This is a genomic window from Methylobacterium sp. HMF5984, from assembly GCF_045033435.1.
Classification (GTDB): domain Bacteria; phylum Pseudomonadota; class Alphaproteobacteria; order Rhizobiales; family Beijerinckiaceae; genus Methylobacterium.
Window position 1 is genome coordinate 1,825,897 of the sequence record NZ_JBJFLN010000001.1, and the last position, 19,791, is coordinate 1,845,687.

A 19,791-nucleotide genomic window follows, 5' to 3' on the forward strand; every position below is an offset into this window, starting at 1 on the left:
ATAGAGCATTTTCCATGACCCGGGGATCAGGGGAAATGCTCCAGGGGCTTACGCTTCGGCGAACGCGCTTCGATACGCGAACAGCCCCGGCACCCCGCCGGTCATCAGAAACAGCACCGCCTCGCCCGGCCGGTAGCGGCCGGCGCGGACGTCGTGCAGCAGGCCGGCGAAGGCCTTGCCGCTGTAGACCGGATCGAGCAGCACGCCTTCGCTGCGGGCCATCAGGCGCACGGCCTCCCGCATCGCATCGGTCGGGATGCCGTAGCCCGGGCCGCGATGGCTTCCGTCGATCACGATGTCGGAAGCGGACAGCGCCGCGCCGGGCTTCAGCAGCCCCAGGGTCGCGTTGGCCTTGGCCAGCGTCTCGGCCTCGGCATGGTCTTGCGCCGCGAGCACCGCGTAGGACTTCGCGAGCCTCGGATCGCGACCCATCGCGAATAGCCCGGCGGCGAGGCCGGCATGGGTGCCGGCGCTGCCGTTGGCGGTGAGGATGTGGGCGAAGGTCACGCCCATCGCCTCGGCCTGCCCGGCGATCTCCTCGGCGCAGGCGGCGTAGCCGAGGCTGCCCACCGCGCTCGAACCGCCGGACGGGAACACGTAGACCCGCCGCCCCTCGGCCCGCAGCGCGTTCGCGCGGACCTCGGCGGCGGCGAGCGAGTCGGCGTCGGCCGGCAATTCGTGGACGCGGGCGCCGAACAGGTCGTCGAGGAAGCGGTTGCCGTTGCCGACGTAGTCCGGGTCGGTGCGCGGCACGCTCCGGCTCAGGAAGAGTTCGCAAGCGAAGTTCTCGCGCGCGGCGGCAGCGGCGGTGAGGCGCGCATGGTTCGATTGCAGCGCGCCGACCGTGATCACGGTATCGGCGTTCTCGGCGCGGGCCGCCCCGAGCAGGAACTCGAGCTTCCTGAGCTTGTTGCCGCCCCCGCCGATCGGCGCGAGGTCGTCGCGCTTCACGAACAGGCGGACCCCGTTTAGCGCCGGGCCCAGGGCCGCCGAGAACCGGTCGAGCGGCTGGATCGGCGTCGGACGCTCGAGGAGCGCGAGACGGGGGAAGCGGGCAAGGTCGAGACGGCTCATGCCACGGGTCTACCGCGTCGCGCGGCCGGGTTGAACCGGCAACCTCCGATTGCACGATCGCGACGCTACTCCGCGGCGGAGACGCTCACCCCGCGCAGGCGCGGCTCCTTGCCCCGCGCGGTCTCGTCGAGGGCATCGGTGAACTGCAGGGCGGCGAGCTGCGCGTAAAGCGCGCCCTGTGCCAGCAGGCTCTCGTGGGTGCCTTCCTCGACGATGCGGCCGTCGTCGAGGACGAGGATGCGGTCGGCGGCGCGGATGGTAGCGAGGCGATGGGCGATGACCAGGGTCGTGCGCCCGCGCATCAGCCCGTCGAGCGCCGACTGCACCGCGCGCTCGCTCTCGGCATCGAGCGCCGAGGTCGCCTCGTCGAGGAGCAGGATCGGCGCGTCCTTCAGGATCGCGCGGGCGATGGCGACGCGCTGGCGCTGGCCGCCGGACAGGGTGACGCCGCGCTCGCCCACCGGCGTGGCGTAGCCCTGGGGCAGGGCGCGGATGAAGCCGTCGGCATGGGCAAGCTCGGCCGCGCGCTGCACCTCCGCGTCGCTCGCCTGCGGCCGGCCGTAGCGGATGTTCTCGGCGACCGAGCCCGAGAACACGGTCGGGTCCTGCGGCACCAGCGACATGCGGGCGCGCAGGGCCTCCGGGTCGACGCGCGCGACGTCGACCCCGTCGACGAGCACCCGGCCCGATTGCGGATCGTAGAAGCGCAGCAGCAGCTGCAGCACCGTGCTCTTGCCGGCGCCCGAGGGGCCGACGATGGCGATGCGCTCGCCGGGCGCCGCGGTGAAGGCGATGCCGTCGAGGGCGGCCGTCATGTCGCGGGTCGGGTAGGCGAAGCGCACCGCCTCGAACGCGACGGCGCCGCGGGCCGGCACCGGCATCGGCACCGGATCGGCCAGCGGCTTGATCGCGGGCACGGCGGCCAGGATCTCGCCGAGGCGCTCGGCCGCGCCCGCGGCCTGGGCGAGCTCGCCGTAGACCTCCGAGAGCTGCCCGAGCGCGCTCGCGCCGAAGACGGCGTAGAGCACGAACTGCGACAGCTGCCCGGCGCTCATGGTGTGGGCGAGCACCCCTTGCGCGCCGTACCACATCACCCCGACGACGGAGGCCGAGATCAGGAAGATCGCCACGCCGGTGAGCAGCGCGCGGGCGCGGATCGATTCGCCGGCGGCCGAATAGGCGCTCTCGGAGGCCTGCGCGAAGCGGTCGGCGGTGGCCCGGCCCATGCCGAAGGCCTGCATCGTGCGGACCGCGCCGACCGCTTCCGCCGCGTAAGCGGAGGCGTCGGCGAGGCGGTCCTGCGCCGCGCGCGAGCGGCGTCGGACGCCGCGGCCGGAGACGATCAGCGGGAACACGATCAGCGGGATCGCGACCAGCACCAGCACCGACAGCCTCGGGCTGGTGATCACCATCATCGCGACGGCGCCGACGAACAGGAACAGGTTGCGCAGCAGGATCGAGATCGAGACGCCGAACACCGCCTTGACCTGGGTCGCGTCGGCGGTGAGCCGCGAGACGATCTCGCCCGACTGCGTCTTGTCGAAGAAGGCGGGATCGAGCAGCGTCAGCTGCCGGAAGACGGCGCTGCGGAGGTTGGCCACCACGCGCTCGCCCAGCGTCACCACCGTGTAGTACCGGGCGGCGCTCGACAGGGCGAGCACCGCGACGACCCCGAGCAGCGCCAGGAAGTAGGCGTTGATCATGCTCTCGCCCTCGGGCGAGAAGCCGTGATCGATCACCCGGCGCATGGCGATCGGCACCGTCAGCGTGGCCGCCGAGGCCGCCAGCAGCGACAGGAAGGCGGCGACGATCCGCCCGCGATAGGCCGCCGCGAAGGGGATCAGCGGCCGCAGCGAGCTCAGCGGGGCCTTGTCGCGACCTTCGGCGGGCGGGTTCTTCTTGCGGGCCATCACGCCTCTGGTGTTTCGTCCCTCGTCCGCGCGACAAGCATGCTTGTGAGCGGCCGGAGCCTGCGGTATACGCGCGCCTTCTTCCGATTGCGCGTGTGCAATGGCCGCGGGCCGCCAAGACGGGCCGTCGGCTTCGCATGAGCGGTTCGCACGAACGTGAGGTTCGTGGCAACGGTCCGATCACAGAGTTTCAACCCACGGATCTTACGGGCCGCGCCCTCCGCGCTCCCGGAGTTCGTGCACCGTCGAGGACGAGACGTCATGGCAAAGAGCGCGGCCGACAAGGCCAAGGGGACCGAGCACCCCGAATACCACTTCATCAAGGTCGTGATGACCGACGGCACCGAGTACCGGACGCGCTCGACCTACGGCAGCGAAGGCGACACCCTGAACCTCGACATCGATCCGCTGACCCACCCGGCCTGGACCGGCGGCGAGCAGAAGATGCTCGATCGCGGCGGCCGCGTCTCGCGCTTCACCTCGCGCTTCGGCAACCTCGTCGGCCGCAAGTAAGGGTTTCGATCCCGGCCTCGGCGTGCTGCCGGGGCCGGATCAACGCAAGAAGGGCGGCACCGCGGTGCCGCCCTTCTTGCGTTCTGGGCGTTCCGCTCAGGCCTGCAGACCGGGAAAGGCCGAGCGCAGGCGGTTCTGCTGGACGGCGACCGGGCTCTCGACGGCGGCCGGCGTCGGGCGGTCGTCGGAGATCAGGCCGTCGAGGTGCAGGATGCGGGCGTGCAGCCGGCGGGCGCGCAGGATCAGGTTCTGCAGCCGGACCGGCAGGAGCGTGAAGCTCTCGGCCTTCGGCGCCTCGGTCGCGGCGAGCCGCACGCGGTTCTTCTCCTGCAAGGCCTGGCTCGCGGTGAGCTCGCCCTCGGACACCGCGCGCTGCACCAGCAGCCAGGACGCGATCTGCATCAGCAGGGTGGTGAGCCGCATGCTCTCCGAGGCGTAGGACAGGGTTGCGTCCCGCGAGATCAGGCGCGACTCGTCGCGGCCCTCGCCGTCGAGATACGCCGCGGTCTCCTCCACCAGCGCCATGCCGTCGTGGAAGAGCGTCCGGAAGGCGTCGGACGTGACGTAGGTCCGCCCGAAATCGACCCAATCCCGTTCGTCCCGGAACGTGACGTCGTACCCGTTCATCCTGCCTCCTGCGTCGCTGCCGGGGCCTGTCGTCGTTCCGTCTTGGAACGCTCCCGGCCTGTCCGCGACCCTTGCCGCAATCCTAGCGCCGAACGGAGGTCCCGCCGCGACAACCGAAAGGTAACCTTAATCGCGTCCGCGCACGTTCCACCGGAATGTCGAGATCGGGCGGCGAGGCAGTACCGCGCCATCGATGCGCGATGACGAATGGCGGATACGACATGGGACAACATTGAGGCTGTAAGTCGACGTGCCGCATTATGCCGGCTCGTCAGAACGCCGCGCGCACGCCGCCGAACACCGACCGCCCGGCCCCCGGATAGAACGCCACCGGGCCGCCGGCCACGGCACCGGCGTTCGCGACCACGGTGATGTCGGAGACGTAGCGGGCATCGAGCAGGTTGCGGGCGTCGACGAACAGCGAGACGCCGTTCGCGAAGTCGATCCCGGCCTGCACGTTGAGCAGGGCGTATCCCGGCACCTTCAAGGTGTTGGCGTGGTCGGCGAACGCGCCCTGAGGCACCCAGTCGACCGACGGGGCGATGTGGAAGCCGCTCGGGTGGACGTAGCTCACGACCGTGCGCAGCACGTCCTGGGGAAGGCCGGCGATGCGGTTGTTGCCGTAGACGGGATCGCCGACGAAGCGGAAGTCGTTGTGCGTCCAGATCTGGGACAGGCTCAGCCGGTCGCCGACGCCCGACAGGTCGCGGGCGAGGTCGAGGCCGAAGGCGGCCTCGACACCCTGGTGCCGGGTGCGTGGCGCGTTGAAGGTCGCCGCCGGCAGGTTGATCGCTGCGCCGAGCGCGGTGTTGAAGTTGATCAGCTCGTCCCGGATGTCGGCACGGTACAGGGTCACGTCCCAGGTCAGGCGGTCGATCCGTCCGCGAGAGCCGGCCTCGTAGGTCCAGGCGCGCTGGGCCTGGAGCGGGACGAAGGTGGTGCGCAAGATGTTGGTCTGCACGAGGTCGCCGAAATCCGGCACGTCGCGCGAGCGCGTGACGTCGCCGAACACCTGGATCTCGGGCAACGGCTGCCACAGCAGGCCGAGCTTCGGGTTCACCCCCTCGTAGGTCTCGTCGGCGAACTGCACGTTCGGGCTCGCCGCCAGGCCGCCCTTGTTGCTGTAGGTGCGGTTGGACGAGAACGCCTTGGCGCCGGTCATCAGGGCTACGTCCGGCAGGAACCAGAACCGGTTCTCGCCATAGGCCTCGAGGTTCGAGGCGCTCTGCAGGGCGTTGAGGGTCTGCGCGCCGCGCTGGCCCTGGACGTTGACGAATTGCAGCGCCGAGTTCTGCCCGGCGAAGGCCCGCAGGCCCAGGATCGTGTCGTTGCGGAAGCCGCCGAGGTCGAACGTGCCGGCCCAGTGCGGGCTGATGCCGTAGGTCCAGCCGTCCTGGTCGATCGCCTGGAAGATCGGATGGTAGAGCGATTTGTGGATCGCCCAGGTGTCGACGTCGAGCTTTCCCACGTCGAGGACGAAGCTGGTGCGGTTGGAGATGCGCTCGGTCTCGACCTTGCGCGACTGGTTTCCGGCGATCGCGGCGGCGTTGGCCAGCGTCGGGTTGCTCAGCGCGTCGGACAGGCTCAGCGTGCCGGGCAGCTTCTGGTCGGTCAAGTAGATGCCGGCGTAGAACCGCGTCTCGACGCCCGGCGCCAGCTGGTAGCCGAGGTTGGCGTTGAAGTTCTGCGTCCGCTGGGTCTCGTGGTCGCGGAAGCCGTCAGCATTGGTGATGGTGCCGTTCACCAGCACATCGACCGGGCCCGAGATCCGCGAGGCCTGGAAGTTCTCGCGGATCGTGCCGAAGCTGCCGCCGTCGATCCGGACGATGTCGGGCGCGAATGCGGTGTAGGCGGTCGGCGTCACGGCGTTGATCGCGCCGCCCAGCGTTGTCGCGCCGAAGGTGAGGGCGTTTCCGCCCTTGTAGACCTCGACCGAACGCAGCGCCAACGGATCGATCTGGTAGAAGTCGCCGCTTCCGTCGGCGAGGTTGAACGGGATGCCGTCCTGCAGAAGCTCGATGCCGCGCAGGTGGAACCCGCGCGCGATGCCCGATCCGCGTACCGACAGACGAAGTTCCTGCCCGTAGCGCTCCTGGACCGCGACGCCGGGCGTGTCCTTGAGCACGTCGCGCAGGGTGTTGGCGTAGCGGTCCTGGAAGCTCGCCGCGTCGACGAAGGCCACCGACCCGACCGTCGCGTTCAGAGCCGCGCGCTGCTCGGCGACGCTCGGGACGGTGACCGAACCCGCCGCGGCACCGCTGACCGAAAGCTCGGGCAGCACGACGGCATCCGACGGCTCCTGCCCCCGGGAGGGCAGGGCGGCGGACAGCAGGACGGCGAGCGCCAGGGCGCCCGTTTCGAAGGGACGGGACATGCGAGACACCTTCCGACGGCCGCCGGGCGCGCGTCGGCGCGGGCAGGCACGTCCGGACTGGATGGAGAGGGCGACGCCGACGCGGATCCCGAGCGGATGCGCGCGGCGTCGGCGCGGATCAGTGGTGGGCGTGACCCGCCGGCGGTGCGGCGGGCGCCTGGGCGCCGATCGGCGCGACCGTGAACGTCACCGGCACGGTGCCGGCGCGCGCGAAGGTCAACGTGCCGGCGACCGTCTCGCCGACCTTCGGGCTCGCGGTCAGATCTTCGAACATCAGGTGCAGGCCGCCGGGGGCCAGCGTCACGGTCTCGCCGGGCCTGATCGTCAGGCCGCCCTCGACGGGCGCCATCCGCATCACGCCGCCGTCCATCGACATGCTGTGGATCGTGCCGCGACCCGCGAGAGGGATCGCGGCCGCCGTCAGGGTGTCGGGCACGGTGCCGGCGTTGGTGATGCTGACGTAGCCGCCGGCGACGGTGGCGCCGGCGGGCGTCGCGCGCAGCCAGGGCGTGGCGATGGTGAGGTCGCCGGCCTTGATCGCGGCCGGCGCCGCGTCGGGCTGGGCCGCCGCGACGATCCGCACCGACGGGGCCGGCGACTTCAGGTCCCGGGCGGTCTGGCCGGGGCCGGGGATCTCGCTCCAGCGGTAGCCGCCGCCGTCGCAATCCTGCTCGACCGGAAAGTACACGGTCGCGCCCGGCGCAAAGGCGTCGGAGACCCGGGCGAAGAAGGTGAACTCGTCGATCTGGTCGTCCGGCAGGGCGCCGCCGGTCCAGGTGATCGCCGTGACGCCCTCGGACACCATTCCGTGGAAGGACTGGTAGGGCCTGGCGTAGGCGCCTCGCGTCGTCGTCACCTGCCAGCCGGGCTTCGGCATCGGCTTGGCGCCGACCATGCCCTCAGGGATGGTGACCCTGACCCTTATGGTGGGCCGGCCGTCGCAGCCGTGGTTGATCTGCACGACGCCGCGATAGGCCGCGTTGGGGCTGGCCTCCTTGCGGTCGAGGGTGGCGTGGGCGAAGGCGCCCGGGCCGGGCAGGACGAAGCCGAGCGCGACGCAGAGGCCGGCACGCGTGATACGGGACATGGCAAAGCTACCGTCTGGCTGAAGGGATCGGGCGGCGATCGGTTCAGGCGACGGGCGGACCTCGCGGATGGGCGATGGCGCGGGGCGGCGCGCGCGGGCCGTTCGCGGCGGCCCGCCAGAACGCGGTGGTGACGACGCGGCCTTGCGGCCAGATGATCGTCGCGGCGGTGTCGCGAGGCGCCAACGCGTCGGCCACGTGGTGGGCGGCGGTGCAGCAATCGGCGTGGACGTGAGGCGTGTCCGGCGAGGGATCGCCGGCGGCGGCGGCGCCCGACAGGCACAGGGCATGGACGTCTCCGGCCATCGGAGCCGGCATCAGGCCGCTGAGGAAGCCCTGCAGGACGAACGCGTAGAGCGCGATCACGGCGGTGATCGCGCGCAGAGGTCTCGTCCTGTGGCTCCCGGGCGTCATGCCGACCCTGTCCGGCGACCGCGTCGCGTCTTCCGATTCCTTGGCACGGCTGGGCCGATTCCGCTGTGGCACGGAGGACGCACGCACCCGTGATGTGCGGGCACGCACCGGCACGCCACAATAAAGCCCGGTCGCCATGGAGTCTTAACCGTACCCGGACACCTTGGGCCCAGGGGAAACGGCGGCACAGCGCCCGCTCCACTTCGCCCATCCATGGACCAGAGCCACCACGATGCTCATTCAGGCTACCACCCGCGCGACCCTGAGCCTCGCGCTCCTCGGAACCGTCGCCCTCGTCGCCCCGGCTTCGGCGCGCGAGCAGGCCGGCGCCGGCTATGCCCAGGCCGAGTGGGCGCAGGACTACGCCTCGCCCGCCGCGATGCAGGTCCAGCGCTCGTCGACGCCGATCCTGTCGCCGCAGACGGTGGCGGCCACCGAGCAGATGGTCGAGCGCTACAAGGAGATCGTCTCCCGCGGCGGCTGGAAGCCGGTCTCCGGTGCCGACCGCCTGCGCATCGGCGCCCGCGGCGCGGTGGTCGGGGCCGTGCGCCAGCGCCTGATCGTGACCGGCGACATCGACCCGGTGGCCGGCAATTCCGGCGTGTACGATTCCTACGTCGCCGCCGGCGTGAAGCGCTTCCAGGCCCGCCACGGCCTGAGCCAGACCGGCACGATGAGCATGGCGACGCAGCAGGCCATGAACGTGCCGGCCGACATCCGCCTGCGCCAGCTCGAGATCAACGCGGTGCGCCTGCGCTCCTACTCGGGCAACCTCGGGCAGCGCTTCGTCATCACCAACATCCCGGCCGCCCTGGTTCAGACGGTCGAGAACGGTCAGGTCGTGACGCTGCACGCCGCCGGCGTCGGCAAGATCGACCGCCAGTCGCCGATCATGAACACCAAGGCGACGCAGATCAACTTCAACCCCTTCTGGACGGTCCCGGCTTCCATCGTGAAGAAGGACCTCATCCCCAAGATGCAGAAGGATCCGAACTACCTCACCGACAACAAGATCCGCATCTTCTCCGGCGAGGCCGAGATCCAGCCGAGCCAGGTCAACTGGAACTCGGACGAGGGCACGCGCTACCGCTACCGCCAGGACTCGGGCGCCGACTTCAACTCGATGGGCATCGTGCGCATCAACATCCCGAACCCGTACGGCGTGTTCATGCACGACACGAACACCAAGGGCGTGTTCGGCGACGACTTCCGCTTCATCTCCTCAGGATGCGTCCGCGTTCAGAACGTGCGCGAGTACATCACCTGGCTGTTGAAGGACACGCCCGGCTGGGGCCGCGAGCAGGTCGAGCAGGCGATCGAGAGCGGCAAGCGCGTCGACGCCACGCTGTCCTCGCCGGTGCCGGTCTACTGGACCTACATCACCGCCTGGGCGACGCCGGACGGCCTCGTGCAGTTCCGCGACGACATCTACAAGCGCGACGGCGTGAACGTGCCCTCGACGATCGGCGCGCCGACGCCGGTCGCCAGCGCCGAATCGACCGCTCCGCAGAGCTTCGAGCCGGGCGACGAGGAGAACTAGCCCCGACGCTTCGGGCGCCGGCAAGACCCGCGGACGAGCCCCCAAAACATGACCGACGCGCGGCCCGTATCCCACCGGATGCGGGCCGTTCTCGTTTGCCACGTAGGTCGCTGATTCTGAGAGCCTGGACGCAGAGACAAAAATTCGGGACGCACAGCCATCGCGGGCAGGCCCACGCTCACTCTAGGACTTTCATCAGGCGCTACGTCCGCATGATGAGTGAGAAGACGTCGAATGCAGCATACGGCATCGATTCCGGCCTGGGTCGCCCGTCGCGGCTGGAGCCGGAGAAACCGGGTCTGGGTCCGCCTGTGGCTCGATCGCAAGCCCAAGGGCAACCGCTCGGCCGCCGAGCCGACCGAACCTCAGGTCGCGAGCGCGACGATCCTGCCGTTCACGCGCGAGCAGAATCGAACCGAGCCGACCCCGCGTCGGCAGCGGGCGCAAGACAGGTGACGCCGGCGGCCCCGCGTCGGCGACACGGCGCGGGTGCGGACGGACGGGTGCCCGCCGTCGCGGCGACCGGCTAAGGTCCACCGAACTCGGCGGCCCGAAGGTCCAAGGCGATTTCCTCCAGCAAGGCGATACGAGCCGACGCGGTCTGCGCGTCGCGCGAGGCGGCGGCCGGCCTCGACGGCGAACGCGGGACGCGGCCCGACAGGCGGCGCCTCGTCGGCATCGCGCTGATGTGCGGAACGCTGGCGTTCTTCGCCTGCCTCGACGCATCGGCGAAGGTGCTGGCCCGTTCCGGCGTCGACCCGCTGCTCACCACCTTCATGCGCTACGGCGTGAGCGTGGCGCTGATCTCGGTGTTCCTCAACCCGGTGACGACCCCGGCCGTCATGCGCAGCCGCCGCCTCGGCCTGCAGGTGGTGCGCTCGCTGTTGCTGTTCGGATCGACGGCGCTGAACTTCTTCGCGCTCCGCCACCTGCAGCTCGCCGAGACCCTGTCGATCCAGTTCGCGGCACCGCTCACCGTCGCGCTGCTCGCCGGCCCGCTGCTCGGCGAATGGTCGTCGCCCAGGCGCATGGCGGCGATTGCGGTCGGCTTCCTCGGCGTGCTGGTGATCGTGCGGCCCGGCCTCGGCCAGGTTCACCCGGCGGTCCTGCTCAGCCTCGGCAACATGCTCTGCTATGCGCTCTACATCCTCGCGACGCGCAAGCTCGCTGCGCATGATTCGACCGCGACGACGATGGTCTATTCCGGCTTGGCCGGCCTCGGGCTGATGACGCCGCTGCTGCCGTGGATCTGGACCAGCCCGGCCTCCCTCACGGTGTGGGCGCTGCTGGTCGGCATCGGCCTGTTCGGGACGATGGGGCACTGGCTGCTGATTCTGGCGCATGCGCGGGCGCCGGCCAACGTGCTCGCGCCGTTCCTGTACACGCAGCTGCTCTGGTCGCTGACGCTCGGCTACCTGCTGTTCGGCGACGTTCCGAACCGCTGGACCGTGCTCGGCGCGGCGGTCATCGTCGGCTCGGGCCTCTACCTGCTCGCCCACGACGCGATGGCGCAACGAAAAGGGTCGGCCACCCGAGGGTGACCGGCCCGTTCTAAGACGACGCTGTGTCGGGCTTAGCGGCCCATGCGCTCGCGACGCTCCATCCGCTCCTCGCGGCGGTCCTCGCGATCGCGGCGATCCGCCTCCGGATCGACGCCGAGGACGCCGCCCACGGTGCCGGTGGCCGCACCGACGGCGCCGCCGACCACGCCGCCGATCGGGCCGGCCGCGCGGTTGCCGTCCTCGACGCCGCGCTCGGCGCCGCGGACGGTGCCCTGGGCCTGCGCCGTGGCGGAGAGGGCCAGCGGCGAGAGCACGAGGGTCGTGGCGATCAGCAATGTCTTCATGGTGTCGGATCCTTGATCGAGTTTCGAGAATGTCCCGGCCGCGCGATCGGCTGGCTCCGGGTCCGTGACGGGTCAACGGGCGAAACCGCGAAAGGTCGCAATTTTCCTAGATCCGGCTCCGGATCGAGGCGGAAACGGCTTTCAATCCGGGCCGGACGCTTTCAGTCCGGGCCGGACCCCGACGTCTCAGCGGTGGTGGCGGCGATGATGCCGGACGGCGCGGCGCGAGCGCAGGTCGGTGCGGTAGGCGCGCCGGCCGGGATCGATCCCGAGCGCGCCGTTGACCGTTCCGACGGCACCGCCGACCGCTCCGCCGACCACGCCGCCCACCGGCCCGCCGACGCGGTTGCCCTCGGCCGAGCCGCGCTGCACGCCGCCGACGAGGCCCTGCGCCTGCGCGGGGCCGGCGATGGCGAAGGCGGAAACGGCGAGCGTCGCGGCGATCAGGAGATGTCTCATGGCGTGCACCCTGTCTTGATAATCCGTCGCGTCTCGGACCCGCCCGGGCAGGCCGGCGCGGCGGATCGCGTGGGATGGCAACGAACGCGCCGCGATTTGGTGGCAGCGGCTCGGGATGCGGCGTGGCGATGTGGTGAATCGGCATCGCTTCGCGGCACACGCGCATCCGCTGGCCTCCGCTCGCGCCCGCTGCTAGAACGCCGCCCATGCGCAGCGCCGACGCCTGTCTCCGTCTTCGAATTATGGGCCCGGCCGCCGCGTGAGCGCCGCGCCCGCGCGGCTGCGCGGAGGCCGGGATCGTCACGGGAGCCACCGCTTCCTTCGCCCCTAGCGCCGTGACAGGCGCGGGCCTCCGCAGAGCCCGCACGCGCGCCGCCCGTATCCAGGACGCCCGACCCCATGACCGACGAGACCCAAGCCGAAGCCCCGGCCGGCCGCGACTATTCGAAGACCCTCTACCTGCCGCAGACCGATTTTCCGATGCGGGCGGGCCTGCCGACCCGCGAGCCGCTGCTGCTGGAGCGCTGGAGCACGACCGACCTCTACGGCCAGCTTCGCGCGCAGGCCGCCGGACGGCCGAAATTCGTGCTGCACGACGGGCCGCCCTACGCCAACGGCAACATCCACATCGGCACAGCGCTGAACAAGATCCTCAAGGACGTGATCGTCCGCTCCATGGGCGGCCTCGGCTTCGACGCGAACTACGTGCCGGGCTGGGACTGCCACGGCCTGCCGATCGAGTGGAAGATCGAGGAGCAGTACCGCGCCAAGGGCCGCAACAAGGACGACGTGCCGGTCATCGAGTTCCGCCAGGAATGCCGAACGTTCGCCGGCCACTGGCTCGACGTGCAGCGCGCGGAGTTCAAGCGCCTCGGCGTCACCGGCGATTGGGACCATCCCTACGCCACCATGGCTTATCCGGCGGAAGCGGCGATCGCCGCCGAGCTGATCAAGTTCTCGATGAGCGGGCAGCTCTATCGCGGCTCGAAGCCGGTGATGTGGTCGGTGGTCGAGAAGACCGCGCTCGCCGAGGCCGAGGTCGAGTACGAGGACCACGTCAGCGACACCATCTTCGCCGCCTTCCCGGTGCGCGAAGGCGCCGTCGCCGACCTGACCGACGCCCGCGTCGTCATCTGGACCACGACGCCCTGGACCATGCCCGGCAACCGAGCGGTCGCCTACTCCAAGCGCGTTGCCTACGGCCTCTATCGCGTCACCGAGGCCGCCGAGGACAACTGGGCCAAGGTCGGCCAGACCTACCTGCTGGCGGACGGTCTTGCCGCGGGCGTCTTCGAGGCCGCGCGCGTCGCAGGACACGAGCGCCTGCGCGACGTGAGCCCGGCCGAGCTCGCCGGCCTCACCCTGTCCCACCCGCTCGCCGGCCGCGGCTACGACTTCGCCGTGCCGATGCTCGACGGCGACCACGTCACCGACGAGGCCGGCACCGGTTTCGTCCACACCGCGCCGGGCCACGGCCGCGAGGATTTCGAGGTCTGGATGGCCAACGGCCGCGCGCTCGCCGAGCGCGGCATCGAGACCCGGATCCCCTACACGGTCGATGCCGACGGCGCGCTGACCAAGGATGCGCCGGGTTTCGAGGGGAAGCGCGTCCTCACCGACAAGGGCGAGAAGGGCGACGCCAACAGGGCCGTGATGGCCGCGCTCCAGGAAGCGGGGACGCTGGTGGCGTCGGGCCGGCTCAAGCACAGCTACCCGCATTCCTGGCGCTCGAAGAAGCCGGTGATCTTCCGCAACACGCCACAATGGTTCATCGCCATGGACAAGGCGGTGGAGTCGCTCGGCGACCGGACGCTGCGCGAGGTCGCCCTGCAGGCGATCGAGGACACCCAGTGGGTGCCGCCGCAGGGCAAGAACCGGATCAACGGCATGGTCGGCAACCGGCCGGACTGGGTGGTTTCCCGCCAGCGCGCCTGGGGCGTGCCGATCACCGTGTTCGTGAGAAAGGGCACCGGCGAGGTGCTGCGCGACGCGGGCGTGAACGCCCGCATCGTCGCCGCCTTCGCGGCGGAAGGCGCGGACGCGTGGTTCACCGATGCCGACGGTGCCCGCTTCCTCGCTCCCGACCACGACCCGGCGGCGTACGAGAAGGTCACCGACGTCCTCGATGTGTGGTTCGACTCCGGCTCGACCCACGCCTTCGTCCTCGACGACCCGGAGGCGTTCCCGGGTCTCGCCAACGTCGTGCGCCGGCGTGACGGCGGGCAGGACACGGTGATGTACCTGGAGGGGTCGGACCAGCACCGCGGCTGGTTCCAGTCCTCGCTGCTCGAATCGGCCGGCACGCGCGGCCGCGCGCCCTACGACACGGTGCTGACCCACGGCTTCGTCCTCGACGCCAAGGGCCTGAAGATGTCGAAGTCGAAGGGCAACGTCGTCGCGCCGCAGAGCATCATCAAGGATTCCGGCGCCGACATCCTGCGCCTGTGGGTCGCGGCGTCGGACTACACCGACGACCTGCGCATCGGCCCGGAGATCATCAAGACCTTCGCCGAGACCTACCGGAAGCTGCGCAACAGCCTGCGCTGGATGCTCGGCTCGCTCGCCCACCGCGTGGCGGGCGACAACGTGCCGGTGGCGGAGATGCCGGAACTCGAGCGCTTCGTGCTGCATCGGCTGCTCGAGCTCGACGGCGAAATCCGCGAGGCCTACCGCACCTTCGACACCAAGCGGGTGGTCGCGCTGCTGAACAACTTCCTGACCGGCGACCTGTCGTCGTTCTACTTCGACGTGCGCAAGGACGCCCTGTACTGCGACCCGGCCTCGTCGGTCGCCCGCCGGGCCGCGCTTCAGGTGATCGACGAGGCCTTCCGCCGCGTCGTGATCTGGCTGAGCCCGGTCCTCGCCTTCACCGCCGAGGAGGCCTGGCTCGACCGGTTCCCGTCGGAGACCGGGTCGGTCCACCTGCAGACCCTGCCGGAGACGCCCGAGGCTTGGCGCGACGACGGGCTGGCCGCGCGCTGGCAGAAGATCCGTCGCGTCCGCCGGGTCGTGACCGGCGCGCTGGAGATCGAGCGGGCCGCCAAGCGCATCGGCGCGAGCCTGGAGGCGGCCCCCGTGGTCTCCATCGCCGATCCCGAGCTTCTGGCCGCCATCGACGGCGTCGACTTCGCCGACGTCTGCATCACCTCCGCGATCCGGGTCGAGGCCGGGGAGGGACCGGCCGACGCGTTCCGCCTCGACGAGGTCAAGGGCGTCGCCGTGGTGCCGGCGCGCGCCGAGGGCCGGAAATGCGCGCGATCCTGGCGCGTCACGCCGGAGGTCGGCAACGATCCGGACTATCCCGACGTCACGCCCCGCGACGCCCGCGCCCTGCGGGAGTGGGACGCGGCGCACGCGGCCGCGAGCGCGGCGTGAGCGGATCGGAACCGTCTCTCTCCCCCCTCTGCGGGGGAGGGTGGCCCGCGAAGCGGGTCGGGACAGGGGAGCGCGTGGCCGGCGCGGCGCGCACCGCCGCGGATCCGATCCGGTCTTCCCGGATCTGCGCAACAGCGCCCCGGGATGACGGGGAGGGTGGGGGAACCCCGTTCGCGACCCGTCCGCGTTCCGTCGCCGTCGCGACGGAAGATGGGGCTACCCGATGACGCCCGTGCGCCTCGGACTCCTCGCCCTGCTCACGACGCTGATCCTCGATCAGGCCTCGAAGCTGGGGCTCTACTTCGGTACCGACCTGGTGCTGACCCAGCCCTGGCGCTTCGGCCCCTACGCCGAGTTCGTTGTGGTCTGGAACAGGGGCGTGTCCTACGGCCTGTTCCAGCAAGAGGGCGGCATCGGCCGCTGGCTGCTGGTGGCGCTGTCGCTCGCGGCGGCCCTCGGCCTCAGCGTGTGGATGACCCGCACCGGTTCGCGCCTGCTCGCGACCGCGCTCGGGCTGATCGCCGGGGGCGCGCTCGGCAACGCGATCGACCGGGCGGCCTACGGCGCGGTGTTCGACTTCGTCCACCTGCATGCCGGGGCCTGGTCCTGGTACGTGTTCAACATCGCCGACGCGGCGATCGTGGCGGGCGTCGTCGGGCTGATCCTCGACAGCGTGCTGCCGGAGCGGCGCCCCGGCCTGCCGGGCGAGCCGCCGCCGGCGTGACCGGGAGACCACATCCACAGCCACCTGTCGCCGGCGGCTGGCCGGGAGCGGTCAAGGCGCCATACGATCGCCGGAAACCGGTCCCAGACCCGAAGCGCCGGATCAGGCCGTCAACCGTGCGGCCGCTTCGAGAACCCCGGAACGGGGATCGGGCATCGGTGGGCAAGCTGCGGGGCATCATGATCGGGTATCGGGAGCTCATTCTCATGGCGGCGGCGGCGATCGCCCTGCCGTCGGCGGTCCAGGCCCAGGAAACGGGCGAATTGCTGCGCAACACCTTGAGCGGCATCGGCCTTCTCGAGAAGCCGCAGGCGCCGATCGAGTATCGCGAGCGCGCGCCGCTGGTGATGCCGCCCAAGCTCGACGGGAAGTCCCTTCCGGCGCCCCGCGCCGGCGCCGCCTCGGCGCAATGGCCCAAGGAACCCGAGGTGGTCGAGCGCGAGCGCGCCGCCGCCGAGCGCCGTCTGCCCAAGGGCAGCCAGGCGCAGGGTCGCTACGAGGACAACAACGCGACGCTCTCGATCGACGAGATGCGGTCCGGCCGGCGCGCCGACGCCAACCTGACCCGCGAGATCGAGCGCAAGCCCGGCGAGAACAGCCGCGAGGATTCTTGGGTCAACCCGCTCGACCTGATCCGGGGGATCGGCAACGAGAAGACGGAGCCGGCGGCGGCCGAGCCGTCGCGCGACGTGCTCACCGACCCGCCCAAGGGCTATCGCCAGCCGCCGCGGAAGATCGTCCGCAACACCACCGACCCGATCAACAACCCGACCCGCGAGCGCGACGAAGCCGATCCGGGTGTCTATCTGCGTGAGCAGCGGGCGCGCTGAGGTGCGGATGTGACACACGGCGCGTCTCGGTTCCGCACGGGACCGGGACTGGCAAATCCGGTACGGGACTTGCCAATTTAGATACGGGACGTGCCATTTAAGACGATGCCGGCGCGCTCGGAGCCCCGCATCGAACCAGAAACGGACGGTCCCTCGGGGCCGCACGAGGGAAGACGGAATGCATCTGCTCAGGAAGGCGACGCCCACCCTGTTCCCGGCCGGCGGCCGTTTCGCGAATGCGGGACGCGCCGAGGCGGCGCCGTTCGGGCGCTCGGAAGCCGGCGGGCCGGAGGTGTCGGCCTTCACCCTCGACAACGGCCTTGACGTGGTGGTGGTGCCCGATCACCGCGCGCCCGTCGTCACCCACATGATCTGGTATCGCAACGGCTCGGCCGACGATCCGCTCGGCCAGTCGGGCATCGCCCACTTCCTCGAGCACCTGATGTTCAAGGGCACCGAGAAGCACCCGGTCGGCGCCTTCTCCAAGGCCGTCTCCGGCCTCGGCGGCCAGGAGAACGCCTTCACCTCCTACGACTACACCGCCTATTTCCAGCGCGTCGCCCGCGACAACCTCGACACGATGATGGCGTTCGAGGCCGACCGCATGACAGGCCTCGTCCTCGACGACGCGGTGGTGGCGCCGGAGCGCGACGTGGTGCTCGAGGAGCGCCGCATGCGGGTCGAGACCGACCCGTCGGCCCAGCTCTCGGAGGCGATGGCCGCCTCGCTCTTCGTGCACCATCCCTACGGCATCCCGATCATCGGCTGGATGCACGAGATCGAGGAGCTGAACCGCGGCCACGCCCTCGACTACTACAAGCGCTTCTACACCCCCGAGAACGCGATCCTGGTGGTCGCCGGCGACGTGACGCCCGACGAGGTTCGGCGCCTGGCCGAGGCGACCTACGGGCGCGTCGCGCCGCAGGGCGCCCGCCCGATCCGCGTCCGAGCCCGCGAGCCGGAGCCGAAGGCGCTGCGCCGCCTCGCGGTGGCCGATCCGAAGGTCGAGCAGCCGACGCTGCAGCGGCTCTATCTCACCCCGTCCTGCATCACCGCCCGCGACGGCGGCTGCCACGATCTCGAGCTGCTCGCCGAGGTGCTCGGCGGCGGCTCGACCTCCTATCTCTACCGCAAGCTGGTGATGGAGAGCGGCCTCGCGGTCAACGCGGGCGCCTGGTACATGGGCTCGGCGATCGACGACACCCGCTTCTCCGTCTACGCGGTGCCCGCCGAGGGCGTCAGCCTGGAGAAGCTGGAGGCCGAGGTCGACCGCGTGCTGCGGCGCGTGCCGTCGGATGCGCTGAACGCCGAGGCGATCGAGCGGGCCAAGACCCGCCTCGTGGCCGAGACGGTGTATTCCTCCGACAGCCAGTCCTCGCTCGCCCGCATCTACGGTTCCGCGCTCGCCATCGGCGAGACCATCGAGGAAGTGCGGCGCTGGCCGTCCGACATCGAGGGCGTCACCCGGGAGCGCCTGGCCGAGGCGAGCGAGCGCTGGCTGACGCCGTCGCGCTCGGTCACCGGCTACCTCGTCAAGTCCAGCGACCCGGACGCACCGATGGCCATCGCCGCCGAGTAGGGACGTTCGGCCTGCGGCGCCCGGCGCCGCACCCAGACATCAAGAACAACGAGGTCGTCCATGAACTTCGCCGACACCGACCTGGCCGAGACCCCGGTCCGCTCCAAGGCGAGTCCGGCCAAGGCGCTGCCGATCCAGACCGCCGCCGGCATCGAGGCGTGGCACGTCGAATCGCCGGTGGTGCCGATGATCGCCCTGGCCTTCACCTTCGAGGGCGGCGCGGCGCAGGACCCCGAGGGCAAGTCGGGCTGCGCCCAGATGCTGGCACGCCTCCTCGACGAGGGCGCGGGCGATCTCGGCTCCGACGCCTTCCAGGAGCGGCTCGCGGCGCGCGCCATCGAGCTGTCGTTCCATGCCGGCCCCGACGCGATCGGCGGCTCGCTGAAGATGCTGGTCAAGCACGCCGACGAGGCGATCGAGCTGCTGGCCCTGGCGCTCGCAAAGCCGCGCTTCGACGCCGACGCGATCGAGCGGGTCCGCGGCCAGGTGATCGCCGGCCTGCGCTACCAGCAGAACGATCCGGGCGTGATGGCCTCGCGCCGCTTCTTCGCCGAAGCGTTCGCCGGGCACGCCTACGGACGCCCGTCCTCGGGCACGATCGAGGCGGTCTCGGCGATCACCCGCGACGACCTCGTGGCGATGCATGCCCGGCTGCTCGGTCGCGGCGCGGTGAAGGTCGCAGCCGTCGGCGCGATCGGCGCCGAGCAGCTCGCCGCGAGCCTCGACCGCGCCTTCGGTGCGCTGCCCGAGGCCGGCGGCCTGCGCGCGATCGAGCGGACCACGGTGGGCGACCTCGGCAAGCGCGTCGTCGTCGATCTCGACGTGCCGCAATCGGTGATCCGCTTCGGCATGGCTGGCGTCGCCTGGCGCGACCCCGACTTCATTCCCGCCTACGTGCTCAACCACATCCTCGGCGGCGGCGCCTTCACCTCACGGCTGTTCCAAGAGGTCCGCGAGAAGCGCGGCCTCGCCTACTCGGTCGGGACCTCGCTGGTCAGCCACCGCTCGGCGGCGATGACCTGGGGCTACACCGCGACCAAGAACGAGCGCGTCGGCGAGGCGCTGTCGGTCATCGGCGACGAGATCAACCGCCTGATCGCCGACGGCCCGGACGACGAGGAGTTGCAGAAGGCCAAGGACTACCTGACCGGCTCCTACGCACTCGGCTTCGACACCTCGACCAAGATCGCCCACCAGCTGGTGCAGATCGCGTTCGAAGGCCTCGGGATGGACTACATCGAGCGCCGCAACGCCCTGGTATCCTCGGTCACGCAGGACGACATCCGCCGCGCCGGCGCGCGGACCTTCGCCGACGGCCGGATGCTGGTCGTCGCCGCGGGGCGGCCGGTCGGCCTCTGACACAGGCTCGATGACCCCCGTCGTGGGGACTGTTCCATCTCTTCGCGGTGCCGCACGTTCTTTCGCCGGACCGGCGACCGCT

General features: G+C 70.8%; 17 protein-coding genes. 9 read left to right on the forward strand and 8 right to left on the reverse strand.

Annotated elements, in window-relative coordinates:
• Positions 1 to 48: 48 nt before the first annotated feature.
• The gene (locus tag ACFZ8E_RS08670; RefSeq protein WP_147858161.1) at positions 49 to 1,074 is read right to left on the reverse strand and encodes a D-cysteine desulfhydrase family protein; all 1,026 of its coding nucleotides are present in this window, start codon (positions 1,072 to 1,074) and stop codon (positions 49 to 51) included.
• 65 nt (positions 1,075 to 1,139) lie between these two features.
• Positions 1,140 to 2,984 (reverse strand): ABC transporter transmembrane domain-containing protein, encoded by a 1,845-nt coding sequence (locus tag ACFZ8E_RS08675; RefSeq protein WP_405042604.1) that lies wholly within the window; start codon positions 2,982 to 2,984, stop codon positions 1,140 to 1,142.
• A gap of 261 nt (positions 2,985 to 3,245) precedes the next feature.
• Between ACFZ8E_RS08675 and rpmE the strand changes: the two genes are divergently transcribed.
• A complete protein-coding gene (rpmE, locus tag ACFZ8E_RS08680; protein WP_147728574.1) occupies positions 3,246 to 3,497 on the forward strand; it encodes a 50S ribosomal protein L31 in 252 nt (83 codons plus the stop codon).
• A gap of 96 nt (positions 3,498 to 3,593) precedes the next feature.
• On the opposite strand, the gene ACFZ8E_RS08685 is transcribed toward rpmE, so the two are convergent.
• The 4 genes from ACFZ8E_RS08685 to ACFZ8E_RS08700 form a co-directional block, all read right to left on the reverse strand.
• Positions 3,594 to 4,124: a DUF1465 family protein gene (locus ACFZ8E_RS08685; protein WP_147728573.1), complete on the reverse strand. Its 531-nt coding sequence runs from the start codon at positions 4,122 to 4,124 to the stop codon at positions 3,594 to 3,596.
• Positions 4,125 to 4,395: 271 nt separating this feature from the next.
• Complete coding sequence (locus ACFZ8E_RS08690; protein WP_243946232.1) at positions 4,396 to 6,498, reverse strand: TonB-dependent receptor; 2,103 nt, start codon at positions 6,496 to 6,498, stop codon at positions 4,396 to 4,398.
• Between the two features lie 118 nt (positions 6,499 to 6,616).
• Positions 6,617 to 7,585 (reverse strand): DUF1775 domain-containing protein, encoded by a 969-nt coding sequence (locus ACFZ8E_RS08695; RefSeq protein ID WP_147858158.1) that lies wholly within the window; start codon positions 7,583 to 7,585, stop codon positions 6,617 to 6,619.
• A 43-nt stretch (positions 7,586 to 7,628) separates the two neighbouring features.
• Positions 7,629 to 7,997, reverse strand: a complete 369-nt coding sequence (locus tag ACFZ8E_RS08700) for a hypothetical protein (RefSeq protein WP_147858157.1) — start codon at positions 7,995 to 7,997, stop codon at positions 7,629 to 7,631.
• A gap of 232 nt (positions 7,998 to 8,229) precedes the next feature.
• On the opposite strand from ACFZ8E_RS08700, the gene ACFZ8E_RS08705 reads away from it, so the two are divergent.
• The 3 genes from ACFZ8E_RS08705 to ACFZ8E_RS08715 all read left to right on the forward strand — a co-directional run bounded on the left by ACFZ8E_RS08705 (position 8,230) and on the right by ACFZ8E_RS08715 (position 11,078).
• The gene (locus ACFZ8E_RS08705) at positions 8,230 to 9,537 is read left to right on the forward strand and encodes a murein L,D-transpeptidase (protein ID WP_147729137.1); all 1,308 of its coding nucleotides are present in this window, start codon (positions 8,230 to 8,232) and stop codon (positions 9,535 to 9,537) included.
• Positions 9,538 to 9,771: 234 nt separating this feature from the next.
• On the forward strand, positions 9,772 to 9,993 hold the full coding sequence (locus tag ACFZ8E_RS08710; RefSeq protein ID WP_147729136.1) for a hypothetical protein: 222 nt from the start codon (positions 9,772 to 9,774) through the stop codon (positions 9,991 to 9,993).
• Between the two features lie 128 nt (positions 9,994 to 10,121).
• Positions 10,122 to 11,078 (forward strand): DMT family transporter, encoded by a 957-nt coding sequence (locus tag ACFZ8E_RS08715; RefSeq protein WP_405044350.1) that lies wholly within the window; start codon positions 10,122 to 10,124, stop codon positions 11,076 to 11,078.
• Positions 11,079 to 11,110: 32 nt separating this feature from the next.
• On the opposite strand, the gene ACFZ8E_RS08720 is transcribed toward ACFZ8E_RS08715, so the two are convergent.
• Positions 11,111 to 11,383 carry a hypothetical protein gene (locus ACFZ8E_RS08720; RefSeq protein WP_147841094.1) on the reverse strand — a complete coding sequence of 91 codons (273 nt, stop codon included), beginning with the start codon at positions 11,381 to 11,383 and terminating at the stop codon, positions 11,111 to 11,113.
• 186 nt (positions 11,384 to 11,569) lie between these two features.
• A complete protein-coding gene (locus tag ACFZ8E_RS08725) occupies positions 11,570 to 11,842 on the reverse strand; it encodes a hypothetical protein (protein ID WP_147728178.1) in 273 nt (90 codons plus the stop codon).
• A gap of 399 nt (positions 11,843 to 12,241) precedes the next feature.
• On the opposite strand from ACFZ8E_RS08725, the gene ileS reads away from it, so the two are divergent.
• The 5 genes from ileS to ACFZ8E_RS08750 all read left to right on the forward strand — a co-directional run bounded on the left by ileS (position 12,242) and on the right by ACFZ8E_RS08750 (position 19,709).
• Positions 12,242 to 15,217 carry an isoleucine--tRNA ligase gene (ileS, locus tag ACFZ8E_RS08730; RefSeq protein ID WP_147728179.1) on the forward strand — a complete coding sequence of 992 codons (2,976 nt, stop codon included), beginning with the start codon at positions 12,242 to 12,244 and terminating at the stop codon, positions 15,215 to 15,217.
• A 223-nt stretch (positions 15,218 to 15,440) separates the two neighbouring features.
• Complete coding sequence (lspA, locus tag ACFZ8E_RS08735) at positions 15,441 to 15,941, forward strand: signal peptidase II (protein ID WP_147728180.1); 501 nt, start codon at positions 15,441 to 15,443, stop codon at positions 15,939 to 15,941.
• Positions 15,942 to 16,099: 158 nt separating this feature from the next.
• Positions 16,100 to 16,771 (forward strand): hypothetical protein, encoded by a 672-nt coding sequence (locus tag ACFZ8E_RS08740; protein ID WP_313899077.1) that lies wholly within the window; start codon positions 16,100 to 16,102, stop codon positions 16,769 to 16,771.
• Between the two features lie 178 nt (positions 16,772 to 16,949).
• Positions 16,950 to 18,350, forward strand: a complete 1,401-nt coding sequence (locus ACFZ8E_RS08745; RefSeq protein ID WP_147841090.1) for a pitrilysin family protein — start codon at positions 16,950 to 16,952, stop codon at positions 18,348 to 18,350.
• A 60-nt stretch (positions 18,351 to 18,410) separates the two neighbouring features.
• The gene (locus ACFZ8E_RS08750; RefSeq protein WP_147726274.1) at positions 18,411 to 19,709 is read left to right on the forward strand and encodes a pitrilysin family protein; all 1,299 of its coding nucleotides are present in this window, start codon (positions 18,411 to 18,413) and stop codon (positions 19,707 to 19,709) included.
• The last annotated feature ends 82 nt before the right edge of the window (positions 19,710 to 19,791 follow it).

Bases quoted from the DNA above. Each gene is read 5' to 3' on its own strand.
- ACFZ8E_RS08670 (WP_147858161.1), bottom strand. From the start codon at position 1,074: ATGAGCCGTCTCGACCTTGCCCGCTTCCCCCGTCTCGCGCTCCTCGAG.
- ACFZ8E_RS08675 (WP_405042604.1), bottom strand. From the start codon at position 2,984: ATGGCCCGCAAGAAGAACCCGCCCGCCGAAGGTCGCGACAAGGCCCCG.
- rpmE (WP_147728574.1), top strand. From the start codon at position 3,246: ATGGCAAAGAGCGCGGCCGACAAGGCCAAGGGGACCGAGCACCCCGAA.
- ACFZ8E_RS08685 (WP_147728573.1), bottom strand. From the start codon at position 4,124: ATGAACGGGTACGACGTCACGTTCCGGGACGAACGGGATTGGGTCGAT.
- ACFZ8E_RS08690 (WP_243946232.1), bottom strand. From the start codon at position 6,498: ATGTCCCGTCCCTTCGAAACGGGCGCCCTGGCGCTCGCCGTCCTGCTG.
- ACFZ8E_RS08695 (WP_147858158.1), bottom strand. From the start codon at position 7,585: ATGTCCCGTATCACGCGTGCCGGCCTCTGCGTCGCGCTCGGCTTCGTC.
- ACFZ8E_RS08700 (WP_147858157.1), bottom strand. From the start codon at position 7,997: ATGACGCCCGGGAGCCACAGGACGAGACCTCTGCGCGCGATCACCGCC.
- ACFZ8E_RS08705 (WP_147729137.1), top strand. From the start codon at position 8,230: ATGCTCATTCAGGCTACCACCCGCGCGACCCTGAGCCTCGCGCTCCTC.
- ACFZ8E_RS08710 (WP_147729136.1), top strand. From the start codon at position 9,772: ATGCAGCATACGGCATCGATTCCGGCCTGGGTCGCCCGTCGCGGCTGG.
- ACFZ8E_RS08720 (WP_147841094.1), bottom strand. From the start codon at position 11,383: ATGAAGACATTGCTGATCGCCACGACCCTCGTGCTCTCGCCGCTGGCC.
- ACFZ8E_RS08725 (WP_147728178.1), bottom strand. From the start codon at position 11,842: ATGAGACATCTCCTGATCGCCGCGACGCTCGCCGTTTCCGCCTTCGCC.
- ileS (WP_147728179.1), top strand. From the start codon at position 12,242: ATGACCGACGAGACCCAAGCCGAAGCCCCGGCCGGCCGCGACTATTCG.
- lspA (WP_147728180.1), top strand. From the start codon at position 15,441: ATGACGCCCGTGCGCCTCGGACTCCTCGCCCTGCTCACGACGCTGATC.
- ACFZ8E_RS08745 (WP_147841090.1), top strand. From the start codon at position 16,950: ATGCATCTGCTCAGGAAGGCGACGCCCACCCTGTTCCCGGCCGGCGGC.
- ACFZ8E_RS08750 (WP_147726274.1), top strand. From the start codon at position 18,411: ATGAACTTCGCCGACACCGACCTGGCCGAGACCCCGGTCCGCTCCAAG.